Here is a 24,118-nt window from a genome sequence, read left to right on the forward strand (position 1 = left end):
CTCTCTCGGCTTCGCCACGTTCGCGACAGGTCGCCATTGCCTTCGGCTCGGCTCCTAGGTCAAGAGCGGGACGCTCCCGGCTTCGCCTTGATCGCGACAGGTCGCCATTGCCTTCGGCTCGGCTCCAAGGTCAAGAGCGGGACGCTCTCGGCTCTCAGGGGAACACGACTCCCAATTGCTTTCCTATAAACCTTTTAACCAATTTCAACATTTCTATCAGTATAGACCTGATTTCAAGATTTCAACATCTCTAATTATCGGTAGATATCAATGATTTCCTTACTCAACAAGAGAACGGCCAATTGGCCGTTCTCTTGTTACAGATCCATCTTTACCTGAGCATATGAATGAGCTGTATCTTATTCAGCGCGAAGTTCCAGCAACGCATCGCGAAGCTCGGCAGCACGCTCAAACTGCAGGTTTTTGGCTGCATCTTTCATCTCTACCTCTAGGCGCTGAATAAGCGCTTGGCGATCTTTCTTCGACATCTTCTCGGCTGCGCCTGTGAGATAGTCTTTCTTGGATTCGGCAACTTTGGTTGCCTCAATCACATCACGCACTTTTTTTCGAATTGTCTGTGGTGTAATTCCATGTTTCTCGTTGTACTCGATCTGGATTGCACGACGACGCTCTGTTTCCTTTATCGCTTTATCCATCGAATCTGTCACTTTGTCACCGTATAGAATAACGCGACCCTCGCTGTTCCGTGCTGCACGACCAATCGTTTGGATCAGTGAGCGTTCGGAACGCAGGAATCCTTCCTTATCAGCATCCAATATAGCGACGAGGGAAACTTCGGGCAGATCAAGACCTTCCCGGAGCAAGTTGATTCCGATCAGGACATGGAACACGCCCAACCTTAAATCACGTAAAATCGCCATCCGTTCCAATGTTTTAATCTCGGAGTGCAGATAACGAACCTTGATTCCAACTTCCTTCAGATAATCCGTCAGGTCCTCGGACATCTTCTTCGTTAATGTTGTAATCAACACACGCTCGTCTTTGGCAATCCGGTCGTTAATCTCACCAATCAAGTCATCGATCTGTCCCTTCGTTGGACGCAGTTCAATGATTGGATCGAGCAGTCCGGTTGGACGGATAATCTGTTGCACCATCGTATCGGTGTGCTCAATCTCATACGGGCCTGGTGTTGCTGATACATAAATAATCTGATCCATCTTGCCTTCGAACTCTTCGAATTTGAGTGGACGATTATCCAATGCTGACGGCAGACGGAAACCATGTTCAACCAATACTGTCTTCCGCGCCTGGTCACCATTGTACATCGCACGGATCTGCGGCAGAGTCACGTGAGACTCATCAACCACAATCAACATGTCATCCGGGAAGTAATCCATCAATGTGTATGGGGTATCGCCGCGTTCTCGGAAAGTCAGCGGACCGGAATAGTTCTCAATCCCCGAACAGAATCCAACTTCCTTCATCATCTCGATATCATACCGTGTGCGCTGCTCCAGTCGCTGAGCCTCCAGCAGTTTCCCCTGTTCACGCAACACTTCAAGACGCTCCTCCAGTTCACGCTCAATGTTCACCAACGCAACCTTCATCGTCTCTTCTTGCGTTACGAAGTGAGACGCCGGGAAGATGGCAATATGTTCACGTTCGCCAATCAGTTCTCCGGTTAACACATCAATCTCCGTAATTTTCTCGATCTCATCACCAAACAATTCAACCCGAATTGCATGTTCGCCCTTGGAGGCAGGGAAAATCTCAACAACATCCCCACGAACACGGAACGTACCCCGCACAAAGTTAATATCATTCCGTTGATACTGAATCTCTACCAGACGGGACAAAATCTGATTGCGCGGTTTCTCCATGCCTACCCGGAGTGACAGCAACATGCTTGAATACGAGTGCGGTGAGCCCAAACCATAAATACAGGATACACTCGCTACAATGATGACATCCCTGCGCTCAAACAACGAACTGGTCGCTGCGTGACGAAGTTTGTCGATCTCTTCATTAATACTTGAATCCTTCTCGATATACGTATCGGAGGACGGGATATATGCTTCTGGCTGAAAATAATCGTAATAACTGACAAAATACTCAACCATGTTGTTAGGAAAAAAATCTTTGAACTCACTTGCAAGCTGCGCTGCCAATGTTTTGTTGTGTGCAATAATCAGCGTCGGACGTTGCAGTTGGGCTATCGTCTGGGCTATCGTAAACGTCTTACCCGTACCCGTTGCACCCAGCAGTGTCTGGTACCTCTTCCCCTCCTGAACACCCTTCACCAATTCTTTAATGGCTGCAGGCTGATCACCTTGGGGAGAAAACTCTGACTCGATTTCGAACGTTTTGTCGCTCATTATAATATCGCTCATTGCCGTATCTCACCCTATCGTCTAAAATAATAGTCACTATATATTGTCGAAGTTCCCCGAATTTTCATATGGGAAAACTTATAGTAATAGGAATATTTGTTCCCGTTTAATTATACCTCGTTCGTTTTAGTGATGCAAACGTGAAATGAAGATAGGAGTGGGTTAATTTATGGATATTGCGACACTTATCGGTATTATTGCCGGAATTGCCGCAGTCATTAGCGGTTTTTTGTGGGAAGGTGGCCAATTGTCCGGTCTCCTGCAAAAAACGGCTGCTTTAATTGTATTCGGTGGAACGATTGCTGCTGTGGTTGCCAGTTTTCCGGCGCATCGCCTTCGTACGATTCCAGCTGCCCTGCGTATGGCTTTTGGACGTAACAATAATGAATCCGGAATATGGGTTGAAGAGTTGGTCGAAATGTCTTCAATCGCACGCCGCTCAGGTGTGCTTGCATTGGAACGCAAAGTTATGGATCATCCGCATCCATTTTTGCAAGACGGTATTCAGATGGTTGTTGATGGTACCGATCAGGATGTGGTTCGCCAGATCCTGGAGATGGAGATTGACTCAATTGAACAAAAACATGAGGGTTATGCCAAAATATTTGAATCCGCTGGTGGGTATGCTCCAACCATGGGGATCATCGGAACCGTGATGGGACTTATTCAGGTACTTGGCAGTTTGACCGATCCCACAGGACTCGGACCTGCCATTGCTGTTGCCTTTACCGCAACCCTGTATGGGGTCGCCAGTGCCAATCTTATCTTTTTGCCCATTGCCTCCAAGATCAAATCCAGAGGTGCCGATGAAGTGCAGACCATGGAAATGCTTCTCGAAGGTGTACTTGCCATTCAGAACGGTGAAAATCCCCAGCTTGTACGCAAAAGACTGGAGTCCTTCACCCTCACGCATCGTCAGCATATACGCCCCCTAGCAAAGGAGGGATTGGATGAGTCGGCGCAGTAAACGGCGCGGAAAACGTGAAACTATCGATCATCGGGATCGCTGGATGATTACTTATGCCGATCTCATAACTCTGCTTTTGATCTTTTTTGTCATCATGTATGCCATGAGCAATCTGGATTCAGGTAAATATGACGTCGTTACTCAATCGTTACAAAATACATTCAATGCGTCCGACTCTATCCTTGAGCTTGGTGAGGGACTCGGTGAGAAGCCCGGACAGACGATTACAGAGACTCCGCCATCCGAGGTGCAGGGTGAAGACCCTTCAGAAGGTGAAGAAACTGCAACACCAGATGATGACAACAAACCCCTCACAGAACGGGAAGAACAGTTCAGGTCACAGGAGCAGGAATTGCAAAATCTGTTCAATGTGATTACCCAATATATTGAGGATAATAAACTGGAAAATCAGATTTTTGTTGCGGACAAGCCACAGGGCCTATCCATTACACTTAGTGACCGCTTCCTGTTTGATCAGGGACAGGCCGCTCTAAAGGATGGTGCAGCACCAACGCTCAGTAAACTTGCCAGCCTGTTCCGTGATCTAAATACCGTTGTCAGCATTGAGGGTCACACCGATAACATTCCTGTGGGAGCAAACTCCGCCTATACCGATAACTGGCAGCTTTCAGGAGAACGTGCACTGTCTGTATTGCGATTCTTTCTGGATACAGAGAAGCTTAACCCGGACAGCTTCCAGTATGCCGGATATGCGGATACTCGCCCAACGGGTGACAACACCACAGCCGCCGGAAGACAAAAGAACCGTCGGGTTGAAATAACGGTCCTGCGTCAGCTCCAGCCTTAATCATCCATATCTCACATAATGCAACATTACTCATGCAAAGAAAGCACGCTCTAACTGAATTCAATTCAGCAGAGCGTGCTTTCTTTTATGTCGTATAAACCTTATTTATGCCTCTACTCCTGGCTGGCTAGGGCGTAGAATCGCAGAGCCTACAGTCAGCAAAATGGCAGCCATGCCAAACAAAATCAATAACGGCATTGTAATATCCGACAATGTACCGCCAGCAGAGATCGTCTCCACCGCCTGAATCGCCCATTTCTGTGGAACAAAGTTAGCGAGCTTCTGCATATAATCCGGCATCAACGAGATCGGCCAGAAACAACCACCTATCATGCAGGTTGGCATAATAACAAGTGAATTCAGCATATTCGCATTTTTGGGATTACGGATTAATCCTGCCACGGTACTTGCAATCCCCATGGAGACCAGCATGAATGCGGCCAAGATAACGAAATGAATGCCAAAAGGAATACCGGCATCATAATGCAGCAGCCATCTGCTGACTCCTAGAACCATCACAATCTGAATCATGCCAATGACAAAGCTACCCAGGAAATTGCCAAGCGCAATCTCATATGCACGGACGGGTGCCGTATATACTCTGGCCATCGTACGTTTCCTGCGATCTTCCATTATCACAGCCACTGCACTGGTCAGCAGCCCCATCATAAACATAATCGTAAATCCAGTCACATTGTTCAGGCCTGGTTTGGGATAGATCTGCAGATCGGTAACTTCACCGGCGACTTGATGTTTTCCTATCTCCTGTAAAAGCTGTTCAAATGGCTTCTGTGTGCTCTCCAGTACGTCCATCTCACTTGAGACTCGGCCTGCCGCCACCGTAACAGCTGAAGCAGATTGTTGCAGGCCGCTCGTCAAACCTTCAACTGCTGCTCGCAGTGTATAAGAACCTTCGCTTATACGCAGTTCCACCAGTTGGATTTCGGTTGCCTTACCTTGTAACAGATCCTCCGTATAATGTGCCGGAATGATGATGCCAGAGCTTCCTTTTTGCTGAGCGATGGCTTCCTTCACTTCTGCTTCGTTTGTCATCGGCTTGAGCAGATATTCCTCTTTGTCAGCAAGTTCATGAATCATCCATGTCCCTGCCACCCCTCCATCCTCATTGACATAGGGAATAACAGTACGTGTACTCTGCTCGCTTCCAAATAGAGCAACCGCTCCTGTAACCACCAGGCAAGGCAGAAGCAGAAACGTAATGAAGCCCATTTTGCGGCCAAGTGTACGTTTGATCATCAACCAGGCGATGTGCAGACTATTCATATCGATATCCTGCCTTTCTATAGATCAATCCTGAGATAGCCAGTAAAACAGCGCATACCACGCCTAGCATCAGTATGTTATATACTATCTCTCCTACAGGTGCATCCAGCATCATTCTCAGAAAACTTTGGAGCGCCCAGTGATTAACCGTAAATTCGCTAAGACGTTGCACCAAATCAACCGGAATGGGCCTGAACCCACCACTGATGAATGTCATGACAATAATGATGCCTTGTAAGGTTGCACCGGCCGATGCCGTGCTTTTGCATACCAGGGATACAATAATGCCGAGGGTCATAGATGCCAAAGTGATGAGAACACAAGTTAGCACAATATACCCAGGATACGTTCCCCAATCTACGCCGTAGAACCAATATGTCATAAGGATGATCGTCGTTGCCTGTAAAAAAGCGAGCAGACTATTGCCGGCAATTTTCCCGGCAAAGATCACTCCGTTACCTATCGGCGCAGCCTGAAGGCGGATCAGCGTTCGGTTATCCCGCTCTCCAAAAAGGCTGGTACTTGTTGTCATACCCGAGTACAACATGAACATCGCCAGCATGGATGCTGCATAGTATTGGGAGGCGCTGTAGGACGTACCTGTTTTTCCGGGATTAATGACAGTAATGGAAGTCGAGTTCGCTCCATTAGACTCCAAGCCAGAGGTCATGGCAGCAGTCACTTCCGGACCCAGCACTTTGGTAATCGCCATCTGTCGATTCCATTCATCCGTAAAACGTGTGAACAAAGTTTCACCCAAGGTATTAAGTGTGTTGTCCTTTCCTCGTATCCACTGTAACCTGGCCTCTTTCCCCATCATCACGTTTTGCTCAAAATCCGAAGGAATCATTACAGCAAAGTCCAGCTTGCCGGTACGCAGCGAATGAACGGCCTCTTCTTCAGTCGTAAAGTTCTGCACCTTGATCATCTCAGCCACTTCCGGGGATTTAACGAATGTATCCAGCGCTTGATTAAGCGTACTTGATCCTCCGCCAGATTCAGTACTCAAATGAATGATTCCCACACGTACAGTATCCGGAATAACATCCGCCGCCGTACCCATCGTACTGGAAAGTGCCGTACCCAATATAAAAATCAGTAACAACGGCAAAATAAACAGGTTTAACACCACAGATCGAATCTTAAGAATACGTTTCAATTCAAAGATGCAAATATGCCATATATTCATTTCTTGCTCCCCCTAGTCCCGAAGCGTACGCCCGGTCAGATTGAGGAACAACGTTTCCAGATCCGGCTCTTCTACCTTGAGCGACTGAATGGATACTTCATGTTTGCTGCAAATGAAGAGCAAATCCTGGAGATCCTGCTGTGCCGAAGGCAGCGTAATGGTCAGTGTATTCTCTGAAACGTCTACCATCCGCACACGGGGGTGAAGTTTCAGTTCTTCCACGACGTCGGGACCGATACCGGAAGTGGAGAGCACTACTTTTTCCTCCGATGCTACCCGTTCTCTCAGTTCTGCTTCAGTGCCACAGGCAATGATTCGCCCCTGATCCATAATTGCAACCCGGTGACTAATCGCAGCCACTTCCTCCATGTAATGACTTGTATATATGATCGTTGAACCCATCTTGTTAAGTGTGCGTACCGATTCAAGGATATGATTCCGAGATTGCGGATCAATGCCCACTGTCGGTTCATCCATAATAATGAGATCCGGGCGATGTGTAATCGCACATGCGATGTTTAACCTGCGTTTCATACCGCCAGAGAATGTCGAGGGGGCATCCTTTGCTTTATCTTGTAACCCTACAAATTCAAGGGACTCCTGCACTCTTTCCTTAAGCAATTTTCCACGCAGTCCATACAGTCGGGCAAAAAAGGTCACATTCTCCGCAGCAGACATGGTTTCGTATAACGCCAGATCCTGCGGAACCAGTCCAATCTTGCGCTTTACTTCTAGCGGTCGCTCCTTGACCGATATACCATCTAATCTGATTTCACCCTGATCCATATTCAGGAGCCCTGCAATCATGCTGATGGTGGTACTTTTTCCTGCTCCATTGGGACCAAGCAATCCAAAAATCTCGCCTTTACCAACACTAAGGTTCAAATGATCCACGGACAGCTTGCTGCCGTATCGTTTTACTACATGATCTACTTCAAGTATGCCCATCCCTTTTACGCCCCTTTTCCGTTTCGGCCTTCGCCGCTGGATTTCATAATTTTATTGTAACGGATCGTAATCTGTAGCGAAGGTACAGAAAGTCATGAATCGAAGGTGACTTAAGTCATCTCCTGATTCGAATGCTGCTTATGGTATAATCAAGGGCGCATTACCAAGAGATTTTCTACTCCACTTTTTATATAAAGGATGTCATTTACATATGCCGATGCGGCTTCTGCAATACGGATTAATTATCGTTCCAGCAGTACTGTACCTGTTGATGCTGCCCTTGGAAAATGAAGCCGTCTACACCCTGTATATCATCATCGCGCTTGGACTCTCCGTGTGGAAAGATTTCAACCGTTCAAGTACACAGCAGTGGCTGTTGCTTCTGGCCGAAATACTCTGGGGCTGCTGGCTGATTGCAATATATGGACCATTTATGTTTTTTCTCTCTCTATCCGTGCTCTACGTGTATATATACAGACTGGAGGGAAGTCGGAGATGGTTGATGTTTGCAATTCAGCTTGTCGCTAACAATGTGGCTTTGCATTGGTATTATTCTGACCCACAGGCATCGCAGCCAGGGTTAACCTCACTAAATACAACCGCCACTACATTACTCTCCACAGAGACAATTGCGATGGTTCTTGGCAACCTGCTTCTGCTCATCACAGCGGCTCTGTCCTGGCAGGGATCAAGAACGGCGAACAGCCGCGGACAACTGGAACAAGTCTATGACGAACTTCGCAGCAAACATTACGAGCTACAAGAAGCGCGTGCGCAGCTGCTGTTATTTACAAAGCAACTTGAAGGAGTGGCTCAGGCAGAGGAACGTACCCGTATCTCCAGACAGCTTCATGACGATATCGGGCATCGACTGATTCGCACCAAAATGATGTCGGAAGCCGCCCTGCTGACCCTCCCCCTGAATATGGAACAAGGAACGGAAATGGTGAGACAGATTCGCGATCAATTGGCTGATAGTATGGATGATATGCGCAGCACATTACACAAACTGCAACCTAATTCCTATGCATCCAAAGCCTACGCCCTGGATCGTCTCCTAGAGGAAGTGGGCAGAGATACCGGCGTGAAGACAAATTATGAAGTTCATGGCCCATCCCATGTGCTGTATCCCAGCATACAGATTGTTTTATACAAAAATGCCAAAGAAGCCTTGACCAATGCCCTGCGACACGGAAATGCTTCTTCAATCACAGTAGAGCTGGTATTCGGGGATCAGGAAATCTGTATGAGCGTAAGTAATGATGGCAAAATCAATCCGCATTCTTCCAAGCGAAATGGCATAGGACAGGAAGGCATGCTTCTGCGCACACAAATGGTGGGAGGAACCTTGGAGATCCAATCGGCTTTTCCGTATACAGTGATTACACGCATTCCATTAACGAACCAGATGGATATACTCTGAAAAAAGGAAGTGAATGTTCTCATGTCCGAACGGAATGATGTGAACCAAAACAATGATTCAGCCCATCTCCCACTTATTCGGCTGATTCTCGCTGACGATGACTATTTCATTCGCGAAAGCCTGAAAGTGCTACTTGGACTCGGCTCCGGCATTAGTGTTACAGGCACAGCCTCAAACGGGCAGGAAGCGTTGGAATTGCTTGAAGCAGGAACGCCTGCGGACGTGGTTTTAATGGATATTCGGATGCCGGAATGTGACGGAGTTGAAGGTACCAAACGCATCAAGGCACGTTTTCCTGAAATCCAGGTGCTCATGCTAACTACTTTTGACGACGATGAGTATATTATTCAGGCATTACAGAATGGAGCAAGCGGTTATTTGCTCAAAAACGTCCCCCCCGAGCGGATCATTCAAGGCATCAAGACCGTACATAACGGTGATATGTTAATTCATCCGGATATTGCCCGCAAATTGGCAGGCCTTCTTCGTCCCGCTGCAATTCCCCTGACACAAAATCCAATCGAAACCTATGGACTGACACGTATGGAGCTGGCGGTTGCCGAGGCCATATCGGAGGGGTTGTCCAATAAGGAAATTGCCGCCAAACTGTTCCTCAGTGAAGGCACGGTCAAAAACTATGTCACGGATATTCTGGGTAAGCTGAGCTTACGTGATCGGACTCAAATCGCTATCTTTATGTTAAAACAATAACAAAAAAGGTATTTCCCTTGCCTGCGACGGCGTTCGGAAATACCTTTTTCATTGCTTGATTTATGCAACATACTTCATCACGTATGCTAGTTACATCTCCACGGACCCTTTATCACTGGCCACAGGGGCTGGTGGTAACGCCAAGGGAGCTTCGTCCCTTTGTGGTTTTTTCAGACGGGCAAATAATTTGAGGTTGATGATATGGAACAACGTCAGTGGACGTAACCGAATCGCCCAAACCTCGTGATTGTCCGGTGCCATAATGACCCCAAGCTGATGATGCTCGCCTTCATAGATCGCTCGTTGCATGAACTTGCTTTCTCCCTGATGATTTCGTACCTCAAGTTTGCAAAAAGCCGGGTTCATCCGCAGAGCACGATGCAACTCTTCTGGTGAATGAACCAACTTACCATTCACCTTGTACAAGGTCTCTCCTGCTTCAATCCCCAAATCCGCTGCCGGACTCTCCGGAATAACAGCCAATACCTTCAATCCATGCTGCGGATGGACAAATACCGGACTGCGGTTTTGCTCTTCAAACGCGCTGTACCATACCAGAAATTCATGTCCAATAAATGCGATTAGCGCAGCAACCACCATGAGTGGAGACCACCATGCAGCAAGCAAACTGAACACAAGCAAAGTTGCCCCATATATCATCAACCGTTTTGATGAGATCTGCACCTTTTGTCCCGGAAGCATACTCTGCGTTATCTCACCAAATCCGAGCATAATCGGCAATGCAACCAGCATGTAACTATGTCCCGCATTCATCAGTGGATTCCATGCCAGCTCTGCGCCACCTCCTGTGACTGGAACAAGAATCAGTAGAGGAATGGCCCAGAACTGTTGCAGTTGATATCCACCAACCAGTTTCCCGCGTTTTCCCTCGAAGAGAAGCGGTGATGCCATCGATACCCCCTGCATGCGTACCAACAAGGCTTCACCCATATGTAGAAGCGCCGCCAGGACAAGCAGTGCTGGCATATCCAGGGCACGTAGCGTTTCCGTGATAGTGCCCATCCAACCCGATGGTTGCCAGCCTGAAGCCAGATTCAAACCAAATTGCAGCACACCCAGTAACCCAGCCGCATAAGCAAAGCACAAATACCGGATACGGAACAAGGATAGAATTAATGTTGCAGCCCATATGCATATCAGGCTTCCCAGTGTAAGATGTGCACCGAGGAATAGGGACACAATTGAGACGATGGTACCAATGAGTATGCCTCCGAGCACCGCACGAATCGTCTGTGTTATCGAGCTTTGCAAACGGACATGAAACAATTTACGCTCCTGTAGTAACTGACGATGATAGATCAGTGCAATCAGGATCACCGCAATATAATAAAACGGCTGAATAAACAACTGCAACATAGCTTCCCCTAATGTAGTTAACCACGGCCATACCCATTCCATTGTGGTCGGTCACCCCTCTCTTTCAGCCGGTTCAGAAAAAAAGAAGGCTGAAAATCAGCCTTCTTTATGGCTTCGACACAGCGGACGAAATATCCTTCGAGACATTTTCGATCGCGCGTTTCAGCTGTGCATCATATTGAGGATTGGCAATACGTTCAATCAGAGCCGCTTCCAGTGATTCAGCGGTTTTCTCGTCAATCTGGCCTGTAGCCTGAATGCCTTTTTGCTTCTGGAATGCCTTGACCGCTTCTTCCGTCTTCTGGTCATAGTATCCATCCACACGATCCGGTTTGAAATCGAGTCCTCTCAGCATCGTCTGCGCACTTTTCACATCCGTGCTATTGCTGTCATATTTCAGTGGTAACTTCTCTTTGTTAATCGGTGCCACCGAGAAATAATCCGGCTGGTCTACCGCAATATCCGGTTTGATTCCTTTTTCATGAATCCAGTCTCCGTTCGGAGTGAGCCACTTGGCAATGGTGATCTTCAGCAAGCTGCCGTCACCCATCTGCTTGTCATAACTCGTCTGTACGGTTCCTTTACCAAAGGAGTTTTCACCAATCAACTTGGCACCTGCTGACTGTTGTAATGCACCGGCCAAAATCTCCGAAGCACTCGCACTACCTTTGTTCATCAAGACTGTGACTGGATAAGCTTTGGCTGATCCATTGGACTTACTTTGTTCCTTTTTGCCGTTCTTGTCTTCCACTTGCACAATAACCTTGCCTTTAGGAACAAACTGTTCAGCAATATCAATAACAACTTGCAATACACCGCCTGGGTCATTCCGTACGTCGATGACCAGACCTTTCATGTTCTGCTTCTCAAGCTTCGCCAATTCTTCCTTGAAGCGATCGCCTGTATTCAAAGAGAATTGAGTAATGGCAATAACGCCAATTCCGCCATCCTCCATGTGAGCATATACGGTCTCCAGATCAATGTCATCGCGTACAATGACAAATTCAATCAGCTCGGAAGATCCGGCACGTTTGACCTGTACCTTCGCTTCACTGCCCTTGGGACCTCTGATTTTGTTAACAGCCTTGTTCAGTTCCAAACCTTGCAGGGATTCGCCGTTGACCGACATAATCATGTCTTTTGCACGAATACCCGCTTTCTCGGCAGGAGATCCTTTGATTGGGGAAACAACAACAACGTTTCCATCCTGAGAGGATACCTCTGCGCCAATACCGGTAAATGAACCTTCGATCGACTCTTCAAACTGAGCAGCCGTTTCCTGCCCCATATAGTTGGAGTACGGATCACCAAGCGATTCCATCATGCCGTTGATCGCACCGTCAATCAATTTGGTCTGATCCACGTCTTTATAATAGTTGCTGGAGATCAAATCCATCGCAGTTTCAATCTTTTTCAAATCGTTCTTCTGCTGTGTATTGCCGGTTACACTAGCCAGCAAACCTTCGCCCGCTGTGGTTTGGTTTGCTATTCCCGGGTAAGTCATTAGTACCAGGGTTAGCAAACTACCACCCAGGAGACCCACAATGACAAGCAGTAGCGCCGATCTTTTCTTCATCATCCGTTTGTCACCGCCTTTAGTTTTGAAGCGTGTCCGATTCCATTGTTGCCAGAATCCATTCCCTGAACATGCCAGCTTATTATATGTCTAGCTTGTACGGAATATGTTTTTTCCATTCGAACGATGGAGCAATAATTACAAATAGTTCATCGGATTTACAGCGGTACCGTTATCTCTCACTTCAAAGTGCAAGTGAGGTCCAGTAGAGTTCCCTGTATTTCCTGACTCAGCAATGGTATCCCCTTTGCTTACTGTGTCACCCTTGCTGACTTTGAATCCACCTTCGCGCAAGTGACCATATAACGTCCATAGTCCACCGCCGTGGTCCACAATAACCGTATAACCATAACCGCTATACCATTCAGCCATGATCACGATTCCGCCAGAAGCAGCGTGAACCGAAGTTCCCACAGGAACAGCGAAATCAACACCGGCATGCATCTTACCCACTACACCCGTAATTGGATGGGTACGGGGACCGAATGGAGAAGAAATGCGACCTCCAGATACCGGTCTTGAGAAGATACCATTACCGGATGAGTACGTTACCTCACTGCTGCTATCCGAACTCACTCTGGTTGGTGTCTTGGCTGCAGCTTTCGCCCGAGCGGCGGCTGCGGCTTTTGCTTTGGCTGCGGCGGCTGCCTGTTGTTCACGCAATTTATTTTTCTCTTGAAGAAGTGCCGAACGTTTGCTGGCAATCTGCATTAATACATCTTCCTGCTCTTGTGTCAACTCTTCTGACTCTTCAATTTTAGCATCATATGAAGCGAGAAGCACTTGCTTTTCCGCTTCTTTTTCATTCAATTGGGACTTGCGCTGTTTCTTCTGTGCATACAGACTCTTGGCTTCCGCATATTGCACATCCAATTCTGCCTTTTTGTCCACGACAAGTTGCTTGTCCGCTTTGTGCTCATCCAGCAGATGCTGATCCTGATCCACAATCGTTTTGAGTGAATCCGCACGGGTCAGAAAGTCTGTGAAGCTAGTAGAGGACAACAATACATCCAGATAGGACACAGCACCGTCCGTGTACATCAGACGCACACGTGACTCCAACAATTTTTCCCTTGCAACGATGCGTTCTTCTGCCGCTTGCAGATCTTTTTTCGTTGTACGGAGATCTTCCTCCGTGTTCTCGATTTGCAAGGATACACTGGCCAGCTCATCACTAACGACATTGATCTGTTCCATGACAACCTTCAGATAAGCGTTGGTTTTGTTCTTGTAATGCTGTGCTTCCTTTTTGTTGGAAGCCGCTTTTTTTTGCTCCTGCTTGGCAGAAGCCGCCTTGCTCTCCAGTTGCTGAATCTGTTGGTCAATATCGCTGATGCTACTCTTGGCATATCCGTCAGAAGGTTGAAGCGTCAAACTGGCCAATAACGTAAAGGCCAGCAGCGAAGCGGTTTTTTTCAAAATGATGATCCCCCATCCTATGATTTCACAAGAAAGCAACCTGCACAGGTGGTGAACAGCATGTTCTTTGCTTTCTTCAATCTTAAAAGACTCCGTCTTCCTACATATCGTCAAACAGCGTCCATTAATGAACCTGCTTTGCCATTCTTTTCGACATATTCTGCAATTCGATCGTTGAAAACAAAATTAAACGTTGAGTGATTTCCGAATGGACAGTGTACTTCCCAAAATACCTACCAGCACGCCGAGTCCGATCAACAGGGTTCCAAACAGCAACCAGATTTCGCCGAGCGGAATCAAGTTAAGCATCTGCATGAAAACATCCTGACCAATCGTGTTCATCAACTGGCTGTATCCAACGAAGAGCACACCAACCGTAATGACCGAGCCAATAAATCCAATGAGGGCACCTTCAATAAAGAAAGGCCAGCGAATAAAGGTATTGGTTGCTCCGACCAGCTTCATAATTCCGATCTCCCGGCGACGAGCCAGAATCGTTACGCGAATCGTATTCGAGATCAGGAACATGGACATCAGACCCAGTCCCCCGACAAAAATAAATCCGATGTTACGAACAAGTTTCGTAAATTTGAATAACACTTCCACCGTTTCCTTGCCGTAGTTCACTTTCATGATCGGCTTCTCCGGGTGTTTTTCGTTCAAAGCTTCGATTTTTTGCGCCACAAAAGCGACGGTTTCCGGCTCAATGACCTCAACTTCAATGGTCTCCGGCAGTGGGTTGTTATCCACATCGAAACCGCTAAGCACGTTATCTGCACTCTCTCCAAGACGTTCACGGAACTCCTTGAGCCCTTCTTCCTTGGACACAAAACGAATCTCACTTACTTCAGGCATCGCGCTGATTTCTTGCTCCAGTGTATTACGCAGGTTCTCGTCCACATTCAGTTCGAGGAACGTGCTGATCTCCACCTGGCTATCAACCTGGTTCGCCATGGAATTCACATTGAGCACCAGCAGCATGAACACGCCAAGAATCAGCAGTGACACAATGATGGACATGATGGAGGCCACAGACATCCAGCCGTTGCGGAATACGTTTTTGAATCCCTCCCGCAGATGGCGCAAGAGAGTACTAAAATTCATAACCGTATTCCCCTCTCATCTGATCCCGTACAATCTGTCCACGTTCAATCGCGATTACCCGTTTACGCATCGTATTCACGATATCTTTGTTGTGGGTCGCCATAACAATGGTTGTCCCCCGGAAATTAATCTCATCCAGCAGTTGCATAATGCCCCACGACGTCTCCGGATCGAGGTTACCTGTAGGTTCATCCGCGATAATAACCGATGGGTTATTGACGATAGCCCGTGCAATGGCAATACGTTGCTGTTCTCCACCAGAGAGCTGTGAAGGTTCACGACCCGCTTTGCTGCGCAGTCCCACCAGATCAAGCACTTCCATCACTCGTTTCTTGATATGACGCTTCGGTGCTTCAATAACTTCCATCGCAAATGCCACATTCTCAAATGCTGTCATCCGTGGCAGCAGACGAAAATCCTGGAACACAACGCCGATGTTACGACGCACATAAGGAATCTTTCTTGGCTTCAACTTACCAATATTAAATCCGTTAATGGATATTTGTCCTTTGGTCGGAACTTCTTCTCTGTACATCAATTTCATAAATGTTGATTTACCTGCGCCGGACGGACCGACGATATAGACAAATTCATTGCGGTCGATCTTCACCGACACCCCTTGTAATGCGTGGGTCCCATTGGCGTAGGTCTTCCACACGTCCTGCATTTCTATCACATCATCACTTCCTGCTCGCATAGTTAGCCATTATCATTTCGACACAATCCCGGCATTTCCTTTAAAAAGACCTGAATTTCATCAGGAAAAAATCCACTTCGTTCCTGTTTCAATGGTGAAGCATGGATTCATATGAAGTTTATTGTAACAAATTTGTTACCTATTGAGTACCCGAAAGTTTTCCTGCATTGGATCATATATATAGAAAGTGTTACAAAGTCGGGAACAACCGAAGTATAAAGGAGCGTACGGTTATGAAAAAAATACATTTGACGGTCATTGTTCTATTCTCTATCCTCTTGATCGGCTCCGCGTCTTATGGATTGCTGTATATGTACGTGAATCAACCTGCCCTGCCCAAAGACGTTCATGTTGGCGGCATACTGGTGGAGGAGAAGAATCGCAAGAACGTATTACATGAATTGGATGAAAAGATCCAAAAGCTGGAGGACTGGCCTGTCACCTTTGAAGTGACTGAACCCAACCCCCAGACGAAGTCGTATAGCGCAGCTCAGGTGGGGGTGAGCTACAACGTTAACAGCTTGGAATCCGCGATACAGCAGCTGGAGGAGGGTACCCTGTGGGAACGCGCTTATGCACGTTATCATTTTCCGAAAGAGTTCTCTCTCGATATGACCTACAACTCAAGAACACTCCAAGAACATCTCAGCCCTGCTTGGGAAAAAGAAACCTTCGGTACACCTGCAGACGCTGTTCGCCGCATTACCACAAGTGACAAAGTCCAGTATATCCCGGAAAAGGGCGTCCGCCGGATTGATTGGGAAACACTCACAAATCTCATAAAGACGAAGCTGCACAGGGATTTCAGTGTACTCAACCCGGATGAGAAACCCGCCCCACTGCTGATCCAGGTACCACTGTATACGCTGAAGCCTGAAGTAACCCTTGATTCGCTGCGCCTGGAAGGCATTGACCGAAAGATCATCCAGTTCTCCACGGGTCTGGGCAATAGTAGTGAAGGCCGGATACATAATGTCAGCGCAGCGGCGGAAGCGATTAACGGCATGATTTTGCCACCGGATGCTACATTCGATTATGAGAAGGTCATCCGTAAAGCTGAAAAGGAGTTTGGGTTTCGTGAGGCCCCGGTCATTGTTAATGGAAGACTAACCCCCGGAATTGGCGGGGGAATCTGCCAGGTATCCAGTACGGTGTATAACGCAGCGCTATTGACGGGTCTTGATATTATTGAGCGTCGCAACCATTCCCTGCCGGTCAAATATTTGCCGAAAGGACTGGATGCCACCTTTGCCTCGGGAGCCATCAATTTTCGCTTCAAGAATAATACCGGAAAATCCTTACTCATTCATGCAGAGGTGAAGAACCACCAATTGATGGTGAAATTTTTCGGTACCTTCCCGGAGAATGTCAGCTATGCGCTTGAATCTCGCACCATTGAAACATTAAGTGTTCCGGTAAAGTATGTGTCGAGTACTGTACTGCCTGATGGTGCACAGCAGGTGCTGCAAGACGGACAGCCTGGATATATTGTGGAAACAGTAAGAACCAAGAGGCTGGACGGCAAAGTGGTCGAATCCAAAACGATTACACGGGACACGTACAAAGCTCAGAATCGCCTGATTGCCCGCTCCGGTCATAGCAGCCTGCCTGACCCACAAGGGCCATCTGTGGTCGAGGACGGGATTAGCGATACGAAACAGCCTTAGGTTCCTTTTCTGAAGCATCCAAAAGAGTTCAATCCGTAATTCATGCATTCTAGGATAAACTGATCCTACGAAAACAAAAAGACACACTTCCCGTCCCTTTTAAGGATACGCGAGAAGTGTGTCTTTTCATGGTTTAAGATATGTTATTGAGTTTTACCAAGCTACGATCAGGTGTACTACCTTAACTTATAGTTAGTTTACTGCATTACGGTTTAGTGACCGCCGGTGTATTCGCCTTGCTCTTCGCCTACAACCATCTTCTCTCTTCCCATGAAGAAGGAAGCGACCAACGCGAGTGCTGCAGGAATTACAGCCCAGGCAAATAACTGCACGATGGAAGAGGACAGGGCATGTGTGATGGTATCCAGCACCTGAGGCGGAATCGCCTGTCTGAGTTCTGGTGAGAGCAACGCATGTGGATCGGTCAGATCCACTCCCTGAGGCACGCCACCCGCTGAAGCACCGCCTGCTTCCGCACCTGAACCAGCGAGAGCATCGTTCATTTTACGCGTAAATACCTGGCTCTGTACGATACCAAAGATCGTAATGCCCATCGTCATGCCGAGGGACCGCAAAAAGTTAAGTGTGGAGCTTGCTGCTCCGCGCCTTTGCGGTTCAAATGCGTTCATGGCTGCATTGCTAAGTACAGAGAACGATGCACCGACACCCAGACCAACCATCACCATGTAGATACGTATCGTCCAAAGGGAAGAATTCTCATCCAGTGTGGTCAGCAATCCAAGTCCAATGACAAGTAAGGCTAACGTAGGGATCATGATATTACGATACTTGATTTTGGTCATCAGCACCCCGCCCAAGGACGCCGTTACAACGGACCCAAGCATCATGGGTAGCAGCACAAGACCGGAGTTGGTCGCTTTACCACCAAGTACCCCCTGTATGAAGATCGGAATGTACACGGATGCTGTAATGAACGCTGCACCACTCAACATACCAATAACGTTACTGGACCAGTAGACCCGGTTGCGGAACATGCTGAAGGAGATGATTGGTTCTTTGGCTTTGGTTTCTGCAAAAAGGAAGAGCAGCGCTAATGCTACAAATCCGGCAAACAAGCCAAGAATCTGCCACGAACCCCAGGCAAATGTTTTGCCGCCAAGTTCCAGACCAAAGATCAGGCACACAACAGCACCGATCAGCGTTACGGCACCCAGCCAGTCGATCTGTTGGGATTGATGCTGATGAGACTCCTTGTAGAAGAAGGCAATAAACACAAATGCAATCAAGCCTAGCGGCAGGTTGATATAGAATACCCATTCCCATGTCGCATATTGGGTAATGTAAGCACCGAGCAGAGGTCCGAATACGCTGGACAGGCCAAAGACGGCTCCAAACAATCCACCCAATTTACCACGAGATTCTGGTGCAACGACATCAAACATGATCGTAAAGGCAATCGGCACCAGGGCCCCCGCACCAATACCTTGAATCGCTCTGTACATCGTCAATTCCACAATAGACGTTGCCGTTCCGCACAGCGCTGAGCCAAGCATAAACACAATAATACCAAATACAAAAAACTTCTTCCGTCCATACATATCGGATAACTTACCGAAGATCGGCATCCCTGCCATCTCAGCCACCATGTACGCGGAGGTAACCCAGACGAACTTGTCGAGGCCACCCAGCTTCCCGACAATATCCCCCATAGCTGTTGCCACGATGGTGTTATCCATCGAAGCCATTAGTATGCTGAGCAGTAACCCTGCCAGCACCAATCCAATACTGTTTTTACGTGCAACCATTGTACTCAATCTCTCCATTCACGCTCTATTCATATGACTGCATTAGTATATCCGAAAAGAAGTTTTCGTTAATCAGTCCAAGGACCGATTGCTTTGCAGCAAAACTTCCGATTGCGGATGAATTTGCAGAGATGAACGGTATTCCACTGTTCCAATCCGGCAGCCAGGACCGATTTTTATTTTATCGCCACGGACAATCTCGGCCTCCGTATTCTCTAATTCAATATCATCACCTTCGATAATCTGTGCCTTGAGAATTGATTTATTCCCCGTAAACAAGTCATTCAACCGTCCACTCTTCACAGAGATGATGGAACCACCCATTTCCTTGACCTCGGATGGACCCATGATTTTGAGTGTCATGTGTTCAGCGCTGAGCATCCCCGCTATCGTCAAACGCCCGTTCAGCTTGATATTTTCCGCCTGACAATCCCCTGACAGATGAAGTTCACCGACCACTTTTATATGCTCAGCTTTGGCATGCAGGCCAGATGCCTGGATTCCATTCTCACCATCGTTGCTGGCCTCTCGCTCTGTCAGAGTAAGGGTTCCGGTAATTTTAATATCTGTGGATTCAAGTGATCCGTATATGACCGATGTACCCGTGCATTTGAAACGATCACAAGATAGATTGTCGTTAAAGGACGCATCCCCTACGACCTTGATCTTGCCGTACACGCCCCCAGAAGAACTGCCATCACCAACGATGCTGATATCCATTTTTTTGTCCAATGAACGCCCAGGATTGTTATTCATGTCGATCCCATCCCTTTCTCTCCATATCCAAACTTTAAATTCGCTGACTGCTGCCCACCTTGGCATCCTGATCTACCTCAAGTTCACCTGAATACTCAACCAGTCTGATGTTACAGCCGCGACCGATAAAAATGTTACTCCCCCGAACAATATCAGCTTCGGTATCTTCCAGCACAATCTCATCGCCCTCAATTAAGGATGTCTTAAAAGAAGGGGTCCCGCTCAGACCAATACTTTTCCAAAATCCATTCTGTTGCTCCTTGCGACGAATATCGATGCGCTCTCCGCCAATCTCTTTAGCCGAAGAAGATGTATGCAGCCTGATCTCCACTGTTCCCGCATTCAGTAAGCCGCTGATCTTAATATTGCCCCGTACATTCAGGGACTCACATTGGACATCCCCTTCAATATCGATCACACCGCCAATATCAATTCGTTCCCCATCCACTCTTCCACGTACAGTACACTTTCCGTTCACCTCAAGCTCAGGGCTATGGAGATCTCCGTTAATCGTCGTCATGCCATCTACACGAACACGAGAACTGGTCAGAGGTCCATTCAACGTACACATGCCGTTAATCGTTGCACTCTCGGAGGTCAAAGCGCCGTGCATCTTCAATGTTCCATTCACTTCCATAGAGGTGCAGTCCAGGTTACCGTTCACCTTAGCCATGCCATCAATAGATACACGGTGAAAATTCCCGCCTGCCGTTTGACTTATGCCCGCCACATTCAGATCATTCCGCTTATTCCGCTCTTCCATAGATGATCCTCTCCTTATCCCAATTTGAGTTTTAATTCTTCCATAAATGTTCCCATCGGCTGTCTAAGAACCACTTTCACACCATTGTCAAAATAAAACTCCGTTCCTGCTGTTACCAGCATGAATGAAGGAACACCCATCTTACGAATAAGCACGAGTTCGCTGGGTTTGCCTGTAAAACGGTAATAATGTTCGGACATCACTTCGATCAGCAACGCACCCTCTTGCCGAGTAATATCTCCGCTCATTAACAGCTTATCAAGGACGTAGAGCATCATAATCTGCTCCAAAGCATACAGCGATTGCTCTCGACCTGCTTCTTTCAATAGATCCAGGGATATTTGTGAAACAATGTTTCGCTCTAATAGTTGCTCTGCAGACATCTCCACTTCACCCAACGTAGGTGAGAACACGTCTGCCAGCTCATCCAGCGATAATCCGTCTTTCATATTGAGAATCTTGTCAATGCGCAGTAAAATCTGTTGTTTGGGAAAAAAGGTTTCTTGTCCGGTGTAGGAAGACTTCCGAATAAACCATTCTTCCGGAATGAGATTTTTCCGCTTCCAGCGGTATAACTGGCCGTATGAGATTCCTGTCAGGTCCAACAATTCTTTCTTGGAGATCAAATCATCCGTCATATATGGTCCCCCTTTTTATTGAAACGAGTGTAACATAACATTGTTACGTTGTAAACCACATTGAAAAATCGATGATCAGATTACAGATTTCCACTTTAACCACTGGTGTGAAATTCTTTGTTTTCTACTGTAGATCTTGTTATTGCAATGGGAGAGTAATGCGTATAACCTGTTACATATAAACACTTTGGAGGCTTAGGCATCCGACTTCCATCCCATCGTCTCATGTCAGAACACGTGGTTAACGAACTTATGAAAGGGGTTTCTTATACTCATGGCACTTATTAAATGTGATTTTTACTCGGATACGCTTGGACTGAGCACCAGCATGCATGTCATTCTGCCGCAACAAACCCACAATCAGATCGGTATGGAGAATGTGACTGGCAAAGGGCTGCACCCAACTCTGTACCTGCTGCACGGTCTGTCTGATGATGATTCCATCTGGCTGCGGCGGACTTCCATCGAACGTTATGTGGCCAACCTCGGGATCGCCGTTGTTATGCCACAGGTACACCGCAGCTTCTATACAGATATGGTAGAAGGCGGACGTTACTGGAGCTTTATCAGTGAAGAACTGCCGGCACTTGCTCGTTCTTTCTTCCCGCTGTCAGATCAACGAGAGGACAACTTCGTTGCCGGATTATCCATGGGTGGCTATGGGGCTTTCAAGCTGGCCCTTCGTAAACCAGATCAATATGCGGCTGCTGCCAGTTTGTCTGGAGCACTCGATATGTCTGCACATATGGATAGAAATGCATCCTCAGCATTACAACAGACGGAGTTACAGCGGATTTTCGGACCCGAGGTGGCAGGTACAGAGAACGATCTGATCCATCTACTTAAAGAGAGTCAAGCCAGCCAAGAGCCACAGCCCCTGCTCTATCAGTGCTGCGGAACGGAAGATTTCCTGTATGAGGATAATCAAACCTTCCGTCAAGCCTGTGAACAGACGAACTTCGAACTGACGTACGAGGAAGGGCCTGGTGAACATGAGTGGGGCTACTGGGATGCCAAGATTCAGGATGTATTGAAATGGTTGCCTTTACAAAAGCGCGATTAGTGGAGAATTGCAATGGAGCTACCGCGAGTAACTAAACTGGTACTCCGATAGTAGAACAACCTAACATCCGTTCGCGGTTGAGTAGAATGTATCTAGAGCACATTGCTGTAAAACACAAAGAAGCAGGCCGCTGAGAACAAAGTTCTCTGGCCTGCTTCTTTGTTGTACTGTTGTATCTGTAAGGGTACCTTATAGTAGCGGTGGTATTAACCGCGGTTCGTAATCCATTGCTCGGTGATCTCCAGTACCTTCTCACTGCGTCCAATCGCTTCAGCAACTTGACCCGAAGCTGTCCCGCCGTAAACATTACGAGCGTTCACAACCGCTTCCGGTTGCAGTACATCATAGATCCGGTCATCAAACAGTGGTGAGAACTGACGGAATTCATCAATCGTCAGATCCAGCAAATACTTGCTGTTCTGGATGCAGTACAGCACCGTTTTACCAATCACTTCATGCGCCTGACGGAAAGGCAAGCCTTCGCCTACGAGGAAGTCGGCAATATCCGTAGCATTGGAGAAATCCTGGTTGACCGCTTGACGCATCCGATCCTTGTTCACTGTCATCGTCGCGATCATTGGAGCAAACAGTTGAAGCGCACCTTCCAGCGTCGCTACAGTATCAAACATGCCTTCTTTGTCTTCCTGCATGTCTTTGTTGTATGCCAGTGGAAGAGATTTCAGTACTGTCAGCAAGCCGATCAGGTTGCCGTACACACGTCCTGTTTTACCACGAACGAGTTCAGGAACGTCCGGATTTTTCTTCTGTGGCATGATGCTGCTGCCTGTGCAGAACGCATCGTCCAGTTCAACGAATCCAAACTCCGTGCTGCTCCATAGTACCAGCTCTTCACTCAGACGGGACAAGTGAGTCATGATCAGCGAAGCTGCCGCCAGGAACTCAACGATGAAGTCACGGTCGCTTACTGCGTCCAGACTGTTCTCGTACACGCCATCGAAGCCCAGTTGTTCCGCCACAAAATGACGGTCAATCGGGAAAGTTGTGCCCGCGAGTGCACCTGCGCCCAGTGGCAGGATGTTAATACGTTTGTAGCTGTCCATCAGACGCTCCGCATCCCGTTGGAACATGGAGACATATGCCATCAGGTGATGTGCGAACAGAATTGGCTGTGCCCGTTGAAGATGCGTATAACCCGGTACAATGGTATCGAGGTTATCTTTCGCTTGTCCAATCAGTGCTTCCTGCAAGGAATGCAGCATGCCTACAAATCCAACCACGCGCTCACGCAGGTATAAGTGCATATCTGTTGCAACTTGATCGTTCCGGCTACGGCCTGTATGTAATTTCCCGCCTACAGGACCAATCGTCTCGATCAGGTTTTTCTCAATATTCATGTGGATGTCTTCGTCCGATACGGAGAATTCCACTTCGCCCGCACGGATTTTGTGCAGAACGGTGATCAATCCTTCTTTGATCGTCTCTACATCTTCCGCCGGAAGAATACCGCATTTGCCCAGCATTGTCACATGGGCCAGACTGCCCTGAATATCTTCCTCAGCCAAAGCCTTGTCAAAATTGATCGATGCCGTATATTCCTCAACCAAATGATTGGTTTGTTTTGTAAAACGTCCTCCCCACAGCTTGCTCACG

20 protein-coding genes are annotated in these 24,118 nt (G+C 47.5%); 6 read left to right on the top strand and 14 right to left on the bottom strand.

Features of this window, described 5'->3' with window-relative positions; translation table 11 throughout:
- Window positions 1–359 precede the first annotated feature (359 nt).
- Window positions 360–2,351, bottom strand: coding sequence for an excinuclease ABC subunit UvrB (uvrB, locus tag AC4E8D_RS28000; protein ID WP_091013102.1), 1,992 nt, complete (start codon window positions 2,349–2,351; stop codon window positions 360–362).
- A gap of 169 nt (window positions 2,352–2,520) precedes the next feature.
- On the opposite strand from uvrB, the gene AC4E8D_RS28005 reads away from it, so the two are divergent.
- Both AC4E8D_RS28005 and AC4E8D_RS28010 read left to right on the top strand, forming a co-directional pair.
- On the top strand, window positions 2,521–3,318 hold the full coding sequence (locus tag AC4E8D_RS28005) for a flagellar motor protein (RefSeq protein ID WP_017692023.1): 798 nt from the start codon (window positions 2,521–2,523) through the stop codon (window positions 3,316–3,318).
- Window positions 3,302–4,126 (top strand): flagellar motor protein MotB, encoded by an 825-nt coding sequence (locus AC4E8D_RS28010; protein ID WP_221824030.1) that lies wholly within the window; start codon window positions 3,302–3,304, stop codon window positions 4,124–4,126. The genes AC4E8D_RS28005 and AC4E8D_RS28010 overlap by 17 nt, the downstream gene beginning before the upstream one ends.
- A 105-nt stretch (window positions 4,127–4,231) precedes the next feature.
- On the opposite strand, the gene AC4E8D_RS28015 is transcribed toward AC4E8D_RS28010, so the two are convergent.
- Genes AC4E8D_RS28015 through AC4E8D_RS28025 form a run of 3 tightly spaced genes read right to left on the bottom strand, consistent with a single transcriptional unit; the run spans window position 4,232 to window position 7,547 of the window.
- Window positions 4,232–5,410 (bottom strand): ABC transporter permease, encoded by a 1,179-nt coding sequence (locus AC4E8D_RS28015; RefSeq protein ID WP_221824028.1) that lies wholly within the window; start codon window positions 5,408–5,410, stop codon window positions 4,232–4,234.
- On the bottom strand, window positions 5,403–6,599 hold the full coding sequence (locus AC4E8D_RS28020) for an ABC transporter permease (protein WP_221824027.1): 1,197 nt from the start codon (window positions 6,597–6,599) through the stop codon (window positions 5,403–5,405). The genes AC4E8D_RS28015 and AC4E8D_RS28020 overlap by 8 nt, the downstream gene beginning before the upstream one ends.
- A gap of 12 nt (window positions 6,600–6,611) precedes the next feature.
- Entirely contained in the window at window positions 6,612–7,547 is a 936-nt protein-coding gene (locus AC4E8D_RS28025; protein WP_036667718.1) for an ABC transporter ATP-binding protein, read from the bottom strand.
- Between the two features lie 211 nt (window positions 7,548–7,758).
- Here AC4E8D_RS28025 and AC4E8D_RS28030 point away from each other — a divergent pair, with 211 nt between their 5' ends.
- Together AC4E8D_RS28030 and AC4E8D_RS28035 are read left to right on the top strand one after the other, a co-directional pair.
- A complete protein-coding gene (locus AC4E8D_RS28030; protein WP_221824025.1) occupies window positions 7,759–8,970 on the top strand; it encodes a sensor histidine kinase in 1,212 nt (403 codons plus the stop codon).
- Window positions 8,971–8,991: 21 nt separating this feature from the next.
- Window positions 8,992–9,681, top strand: a complete 690-nt coding sequence (locus AC4E8D_RS28035) for a response regulator transcription factor (protein ID WP_221824023.1) — start codon at window positions 8,992–8,994, stop codon at window positions 9,679–9,681.
- A gap of 90 nt (window positions 9,682–9,771) precedes the next feature.
- Here the strand turns inward: AC4E8D_RS28035 and AC4E8D_RS28040 are convergent, their stop codons facing one another.
- The 5 genes from AC4E8D_RS28040 to ftsE form a co-directional block, all read right to left on the bottom strand.
- Window positions 9,772–11,100: a PDZ domain-containing protein gene (locus AC4E8D_RS28040; protein ID WP_221824021.1), complete on the bottom strand. Its 1,329-nt coding sequence runs from the start codon at window positions 11,098–11,100 to the stop codon at window positions 9,772–9,774.
- Between the two features lie 64 nt (window positions 11,101–11,164).
- Entirely contained in the window at window positions 11,165–12,637 is a 1,473-nt protein-coding gene (locus tag AC4E8D_RS28045; protein ID WP_074096593.1) for a S41 family peptidase, read from the bottom strand.
- A gap of 135 nt (window positions 12,638–12,772) precedes the next feature.
- Window positions 12,773–14,053: a murein hydrolase activator EnvC family protein gene (locus tag AC4E8D_RS28050; protein WP_221824019.1), complete on the bottom strand. Its 1,281-nt coding sequence runs from the start codon at window positions 14,051–14,053 to the stop codon at window positions 12,773–12,775.
- A 186-nt stretch (window positions 14,054–14,239) separates the two neighbouring features.
- The gene (gene ftsX / locus AC4E8D_RS28055) at window positions 14,240–15,157 is read right to left on the bottom strand and encodes a permease-like cell division protein FtsX (protein ID WP_221824017.1); all 918 of its coding nucleotides are present in this window, start codon (window positions 15,155–15,157) and stop codon (window positions 14,240–14,242) included.
- Window positions 15,147–15,833: a cell division ATP-binding protein FtsE gene (ftsE, locus tag AC4E8D_RS28060; protein ID WP_076209894.1), complete on the bottom strand. Its 687-nt coding sequence runs from the start codon at window positions 15,831–15,833 to the stop codon at window positions 15,147–15,149. The genes ftsX and ftsE overlap by 11 nt, the downstream gene beginning before the upstream one ends.
- A 254-nt stretch (window positions 15,834–16,087) precedes the next feature.
- Between ftsE and AC4E8D_RS28065 the strand changes: the two genes are divergently transcribed.
- Entirely contained in the window at window positions 16,088–17,521 is a 1,434-nt protein-coding gene (locus AC4E8D_RS28065; RefSeq protein WP_221824015.1) for a VanW family protein, read from the top strand.
- A 212-nt stretch (window positions 17,522–17,733) separates the two neighbouring features.
- Here the strand turns inward: AC4E8D_RS28065 and AC4E8D_RS28070 are convergent, their stop codons facing one another.
- The 4 genes from AC4E8D_RS28070 to AC4E8D_RS28085 all read right to left on the bottom strand — a co-directional run bounded on the left by AC4E8D_RS28070 (window position 17,734) and on the right by AC4E8D_RS28085 (window position 21,444).
- Window positions 17,734–19,287: an MDR family MFS transporter gene (locus AC4E8D_RS28070; protein WP_339185459.1), complete on the bottom strand. Its 1,554-nt coding sequence runs from the start codon at window positions 19,285–19,287 to the stop codon at window positions 17,734–17,736.
- 72 nt (window positions 19,288–19,359) lie between these two features.
- Complete coding sequence (locus AC4E8D_RS28075; RefSeq protein WP_490205436.1) at window positions 19,360–20,043, bottom strand: hypothetical protein; 684 nt, start codon at window positions 20,041–20,043, stop codon at window positions 19,360–19,362.
- Window positions 20,044–20,077: 34 nt separating this feature from the next.
- Window positions 20,078–20,806 (bottom strand): polymer-forming cytoskeletal protein, encoded by a 729-nt coding sequence (locus tag AC4E8D_RS28080; protein ID WP_490205437.1) that lies wholly within the window; start codon window positions 20,804–20,806, stop codon window positions 20,078–20,080.
- Window positions 20,807–20,820: 14 nt separating this feature from the next.
- Window positions 20,821–21,444, bottom strand: coding sequence for a YhbD family protein (locus AC4E8D_RS28085; RefSeq protein ID WP_074096600.1), 624 nt, complete (start codon window positions 21,442–21,444; stop codon window positions 20,821–20,823).
- A gap of 274 nt (window positions 21,445–21,718) precedes the next feature.
- Here AC4E8D_RS28085 and AC4E8D_RS28090 point away from each other — a divergent pair, with 274 nt between their 5' ends.
- On the top strand, window positions 21,719–22,507 hold the full coding sequence (locus AC4E8D_RS28090) for an alpha/beta hydrolase (RefSeq protein WP_490205438.1): 789 nt from the start codon (window positions 21,719–21,721) through the stop codon (window positions 22,505–22,507).
- A gap of 206 nt (window positions 22,508–22,713) precedes the next feature.
- Here the strand turns inward: AC4E8D_RS28090 and argH are convergent, their stop codons facing one another.
- A complete protein-coding gene (gene argH, locus AC4E8D_RS28095) occupies window positions 22,714–24,117 on the bottom strand; it encodes an argininosuccinate lyase (RefSeq protein WP_036612430.1) in 1,404 nt (467 codons plus the stop codon).
- Window position 24,118 lies beyond the last annotated feature (1 nt).

The organism is Paenibacillus sp. SRL342, assembly GCF_984798905.1.

Bases quoted from the DNA above. Each gene is read 5' to 3' on its own strand.
- ftsX (WP_221824017.1), bottom strand. From the start codon at position 15,157: ATGAATTTTAGTACTCTCTTGCGCCATCTGCGGGAGGGATTCAAAAAC.
- AC4E8D_RS28065 (WP_221824015.1), top strand. From the start codon at position 16,088: ATGAAAAAAATACATTTGACGGTCATTGTTCTATTCTCTATCCTCTTG.
- AC4E8D_RS28005 (WP_017692023.1), top strand. From the start codon at position 2,521: ATGGATATTGCGACACTTATCGGTATTATTGCCGGAATTGCCGCAGTC.
- AC4E8D_RS28070 (WP_339185459.1), bottom strand. From the start codon at position 19,287: ATGGTTGCACGTAAAAACAGTATTGGATTGGTGCTGGCAGGGTTACTG.
- AC4E8D_RS28045 (WP_074096593.1), bottom strand. From the start codon at position 12,637: ATGATGAAGAAAAGATCGGCGCTACTGCTTGTCATTGTGGGTCTCCTG.
- AC4E8D_RS28040 (WP_221824021.1), bottom strand. From the start codon at position 11,100: ATGGAATGGGTATGGCCGTGGTTAACTACATTAGGGGAAGCTATGTTG.
- AC4E8D_RS28080 (WP_490205437.1), bottom strand. From the start codon at position 20,806: ATGGAAGAGCGGAATAAGCGGAATGATCTGAATGTGGCGGGCATAAGT.
- AC4E8D_RS28010 (WP_221824030.1), top strand. From the start codon at position 3,302: ATGAGTCGGCGCAGTAAACGGCGCGGAAAACGTGAAACTATCGATCAT.
- AC4E8D_RS28025 (WP_036667718.1), bottom strand. From the start codon at position 7,547: ATGGGCATACTTGAAGTAGATCATGTAGTAAAACGATACGGCAGCAAG.
- AC4E8D_RS28030 (WP_221824025.1), top strand. From the start codon at position 7,759: ATGCCGATGCGGCTTCTGCAATACGGATTAATTATCGTTCCAGCAGTA.
- AC4E8D_RS28090 (WP_490205438.1), top strand. From the start codon at position 21,719: ATGGCACTTATTAAATGTGATTTTTACTCGGATACGCTTGGACTGAGC.
- AC4E8D_RS28085 (WP_074096600.1), bottom strand. From the start codon at position 21,444: ATGACGGATGATTTGATCTCCAAGAAAGAATTGTTGGACCTGACAGGA.
- AC4E8D_RS28020 (WP_221824027.1), bottom strand. From the start codon at position 6,599: ATGAATATATGGCATATTTGCATCTTTGAATTGAAACGTATTCTTAAG.
- AC4E8D_RS28015 (WP_221824028.1), bottom strand. From the start codon at position 5,410: ATGAATAGTCTGCACATCGCCTGGTTGATGATCAAACGTACACTTGGC.
- AC4E8D_RS28035 (WP_221824023.1), top strand. From the start codon at position 8,992: ATGTCCGAACGGAATGATGTGAACCAAAACAATGATTCAGCCCATCTC.
- uvrB (WP_091013102.1), bottom strand. From the start codon at position 2,351: ATGAGCGATATTATAATGAGCGACAAAACGTTCGAAATCGAGTCAGAG.
- AC4E8D_RS28075 (WP_490205436.1), bottom strand. From the start codon at position 20,043: ATGAATAACAATCCTGGGCGTTCATTGGACAAAAAAATGGATATCAGC.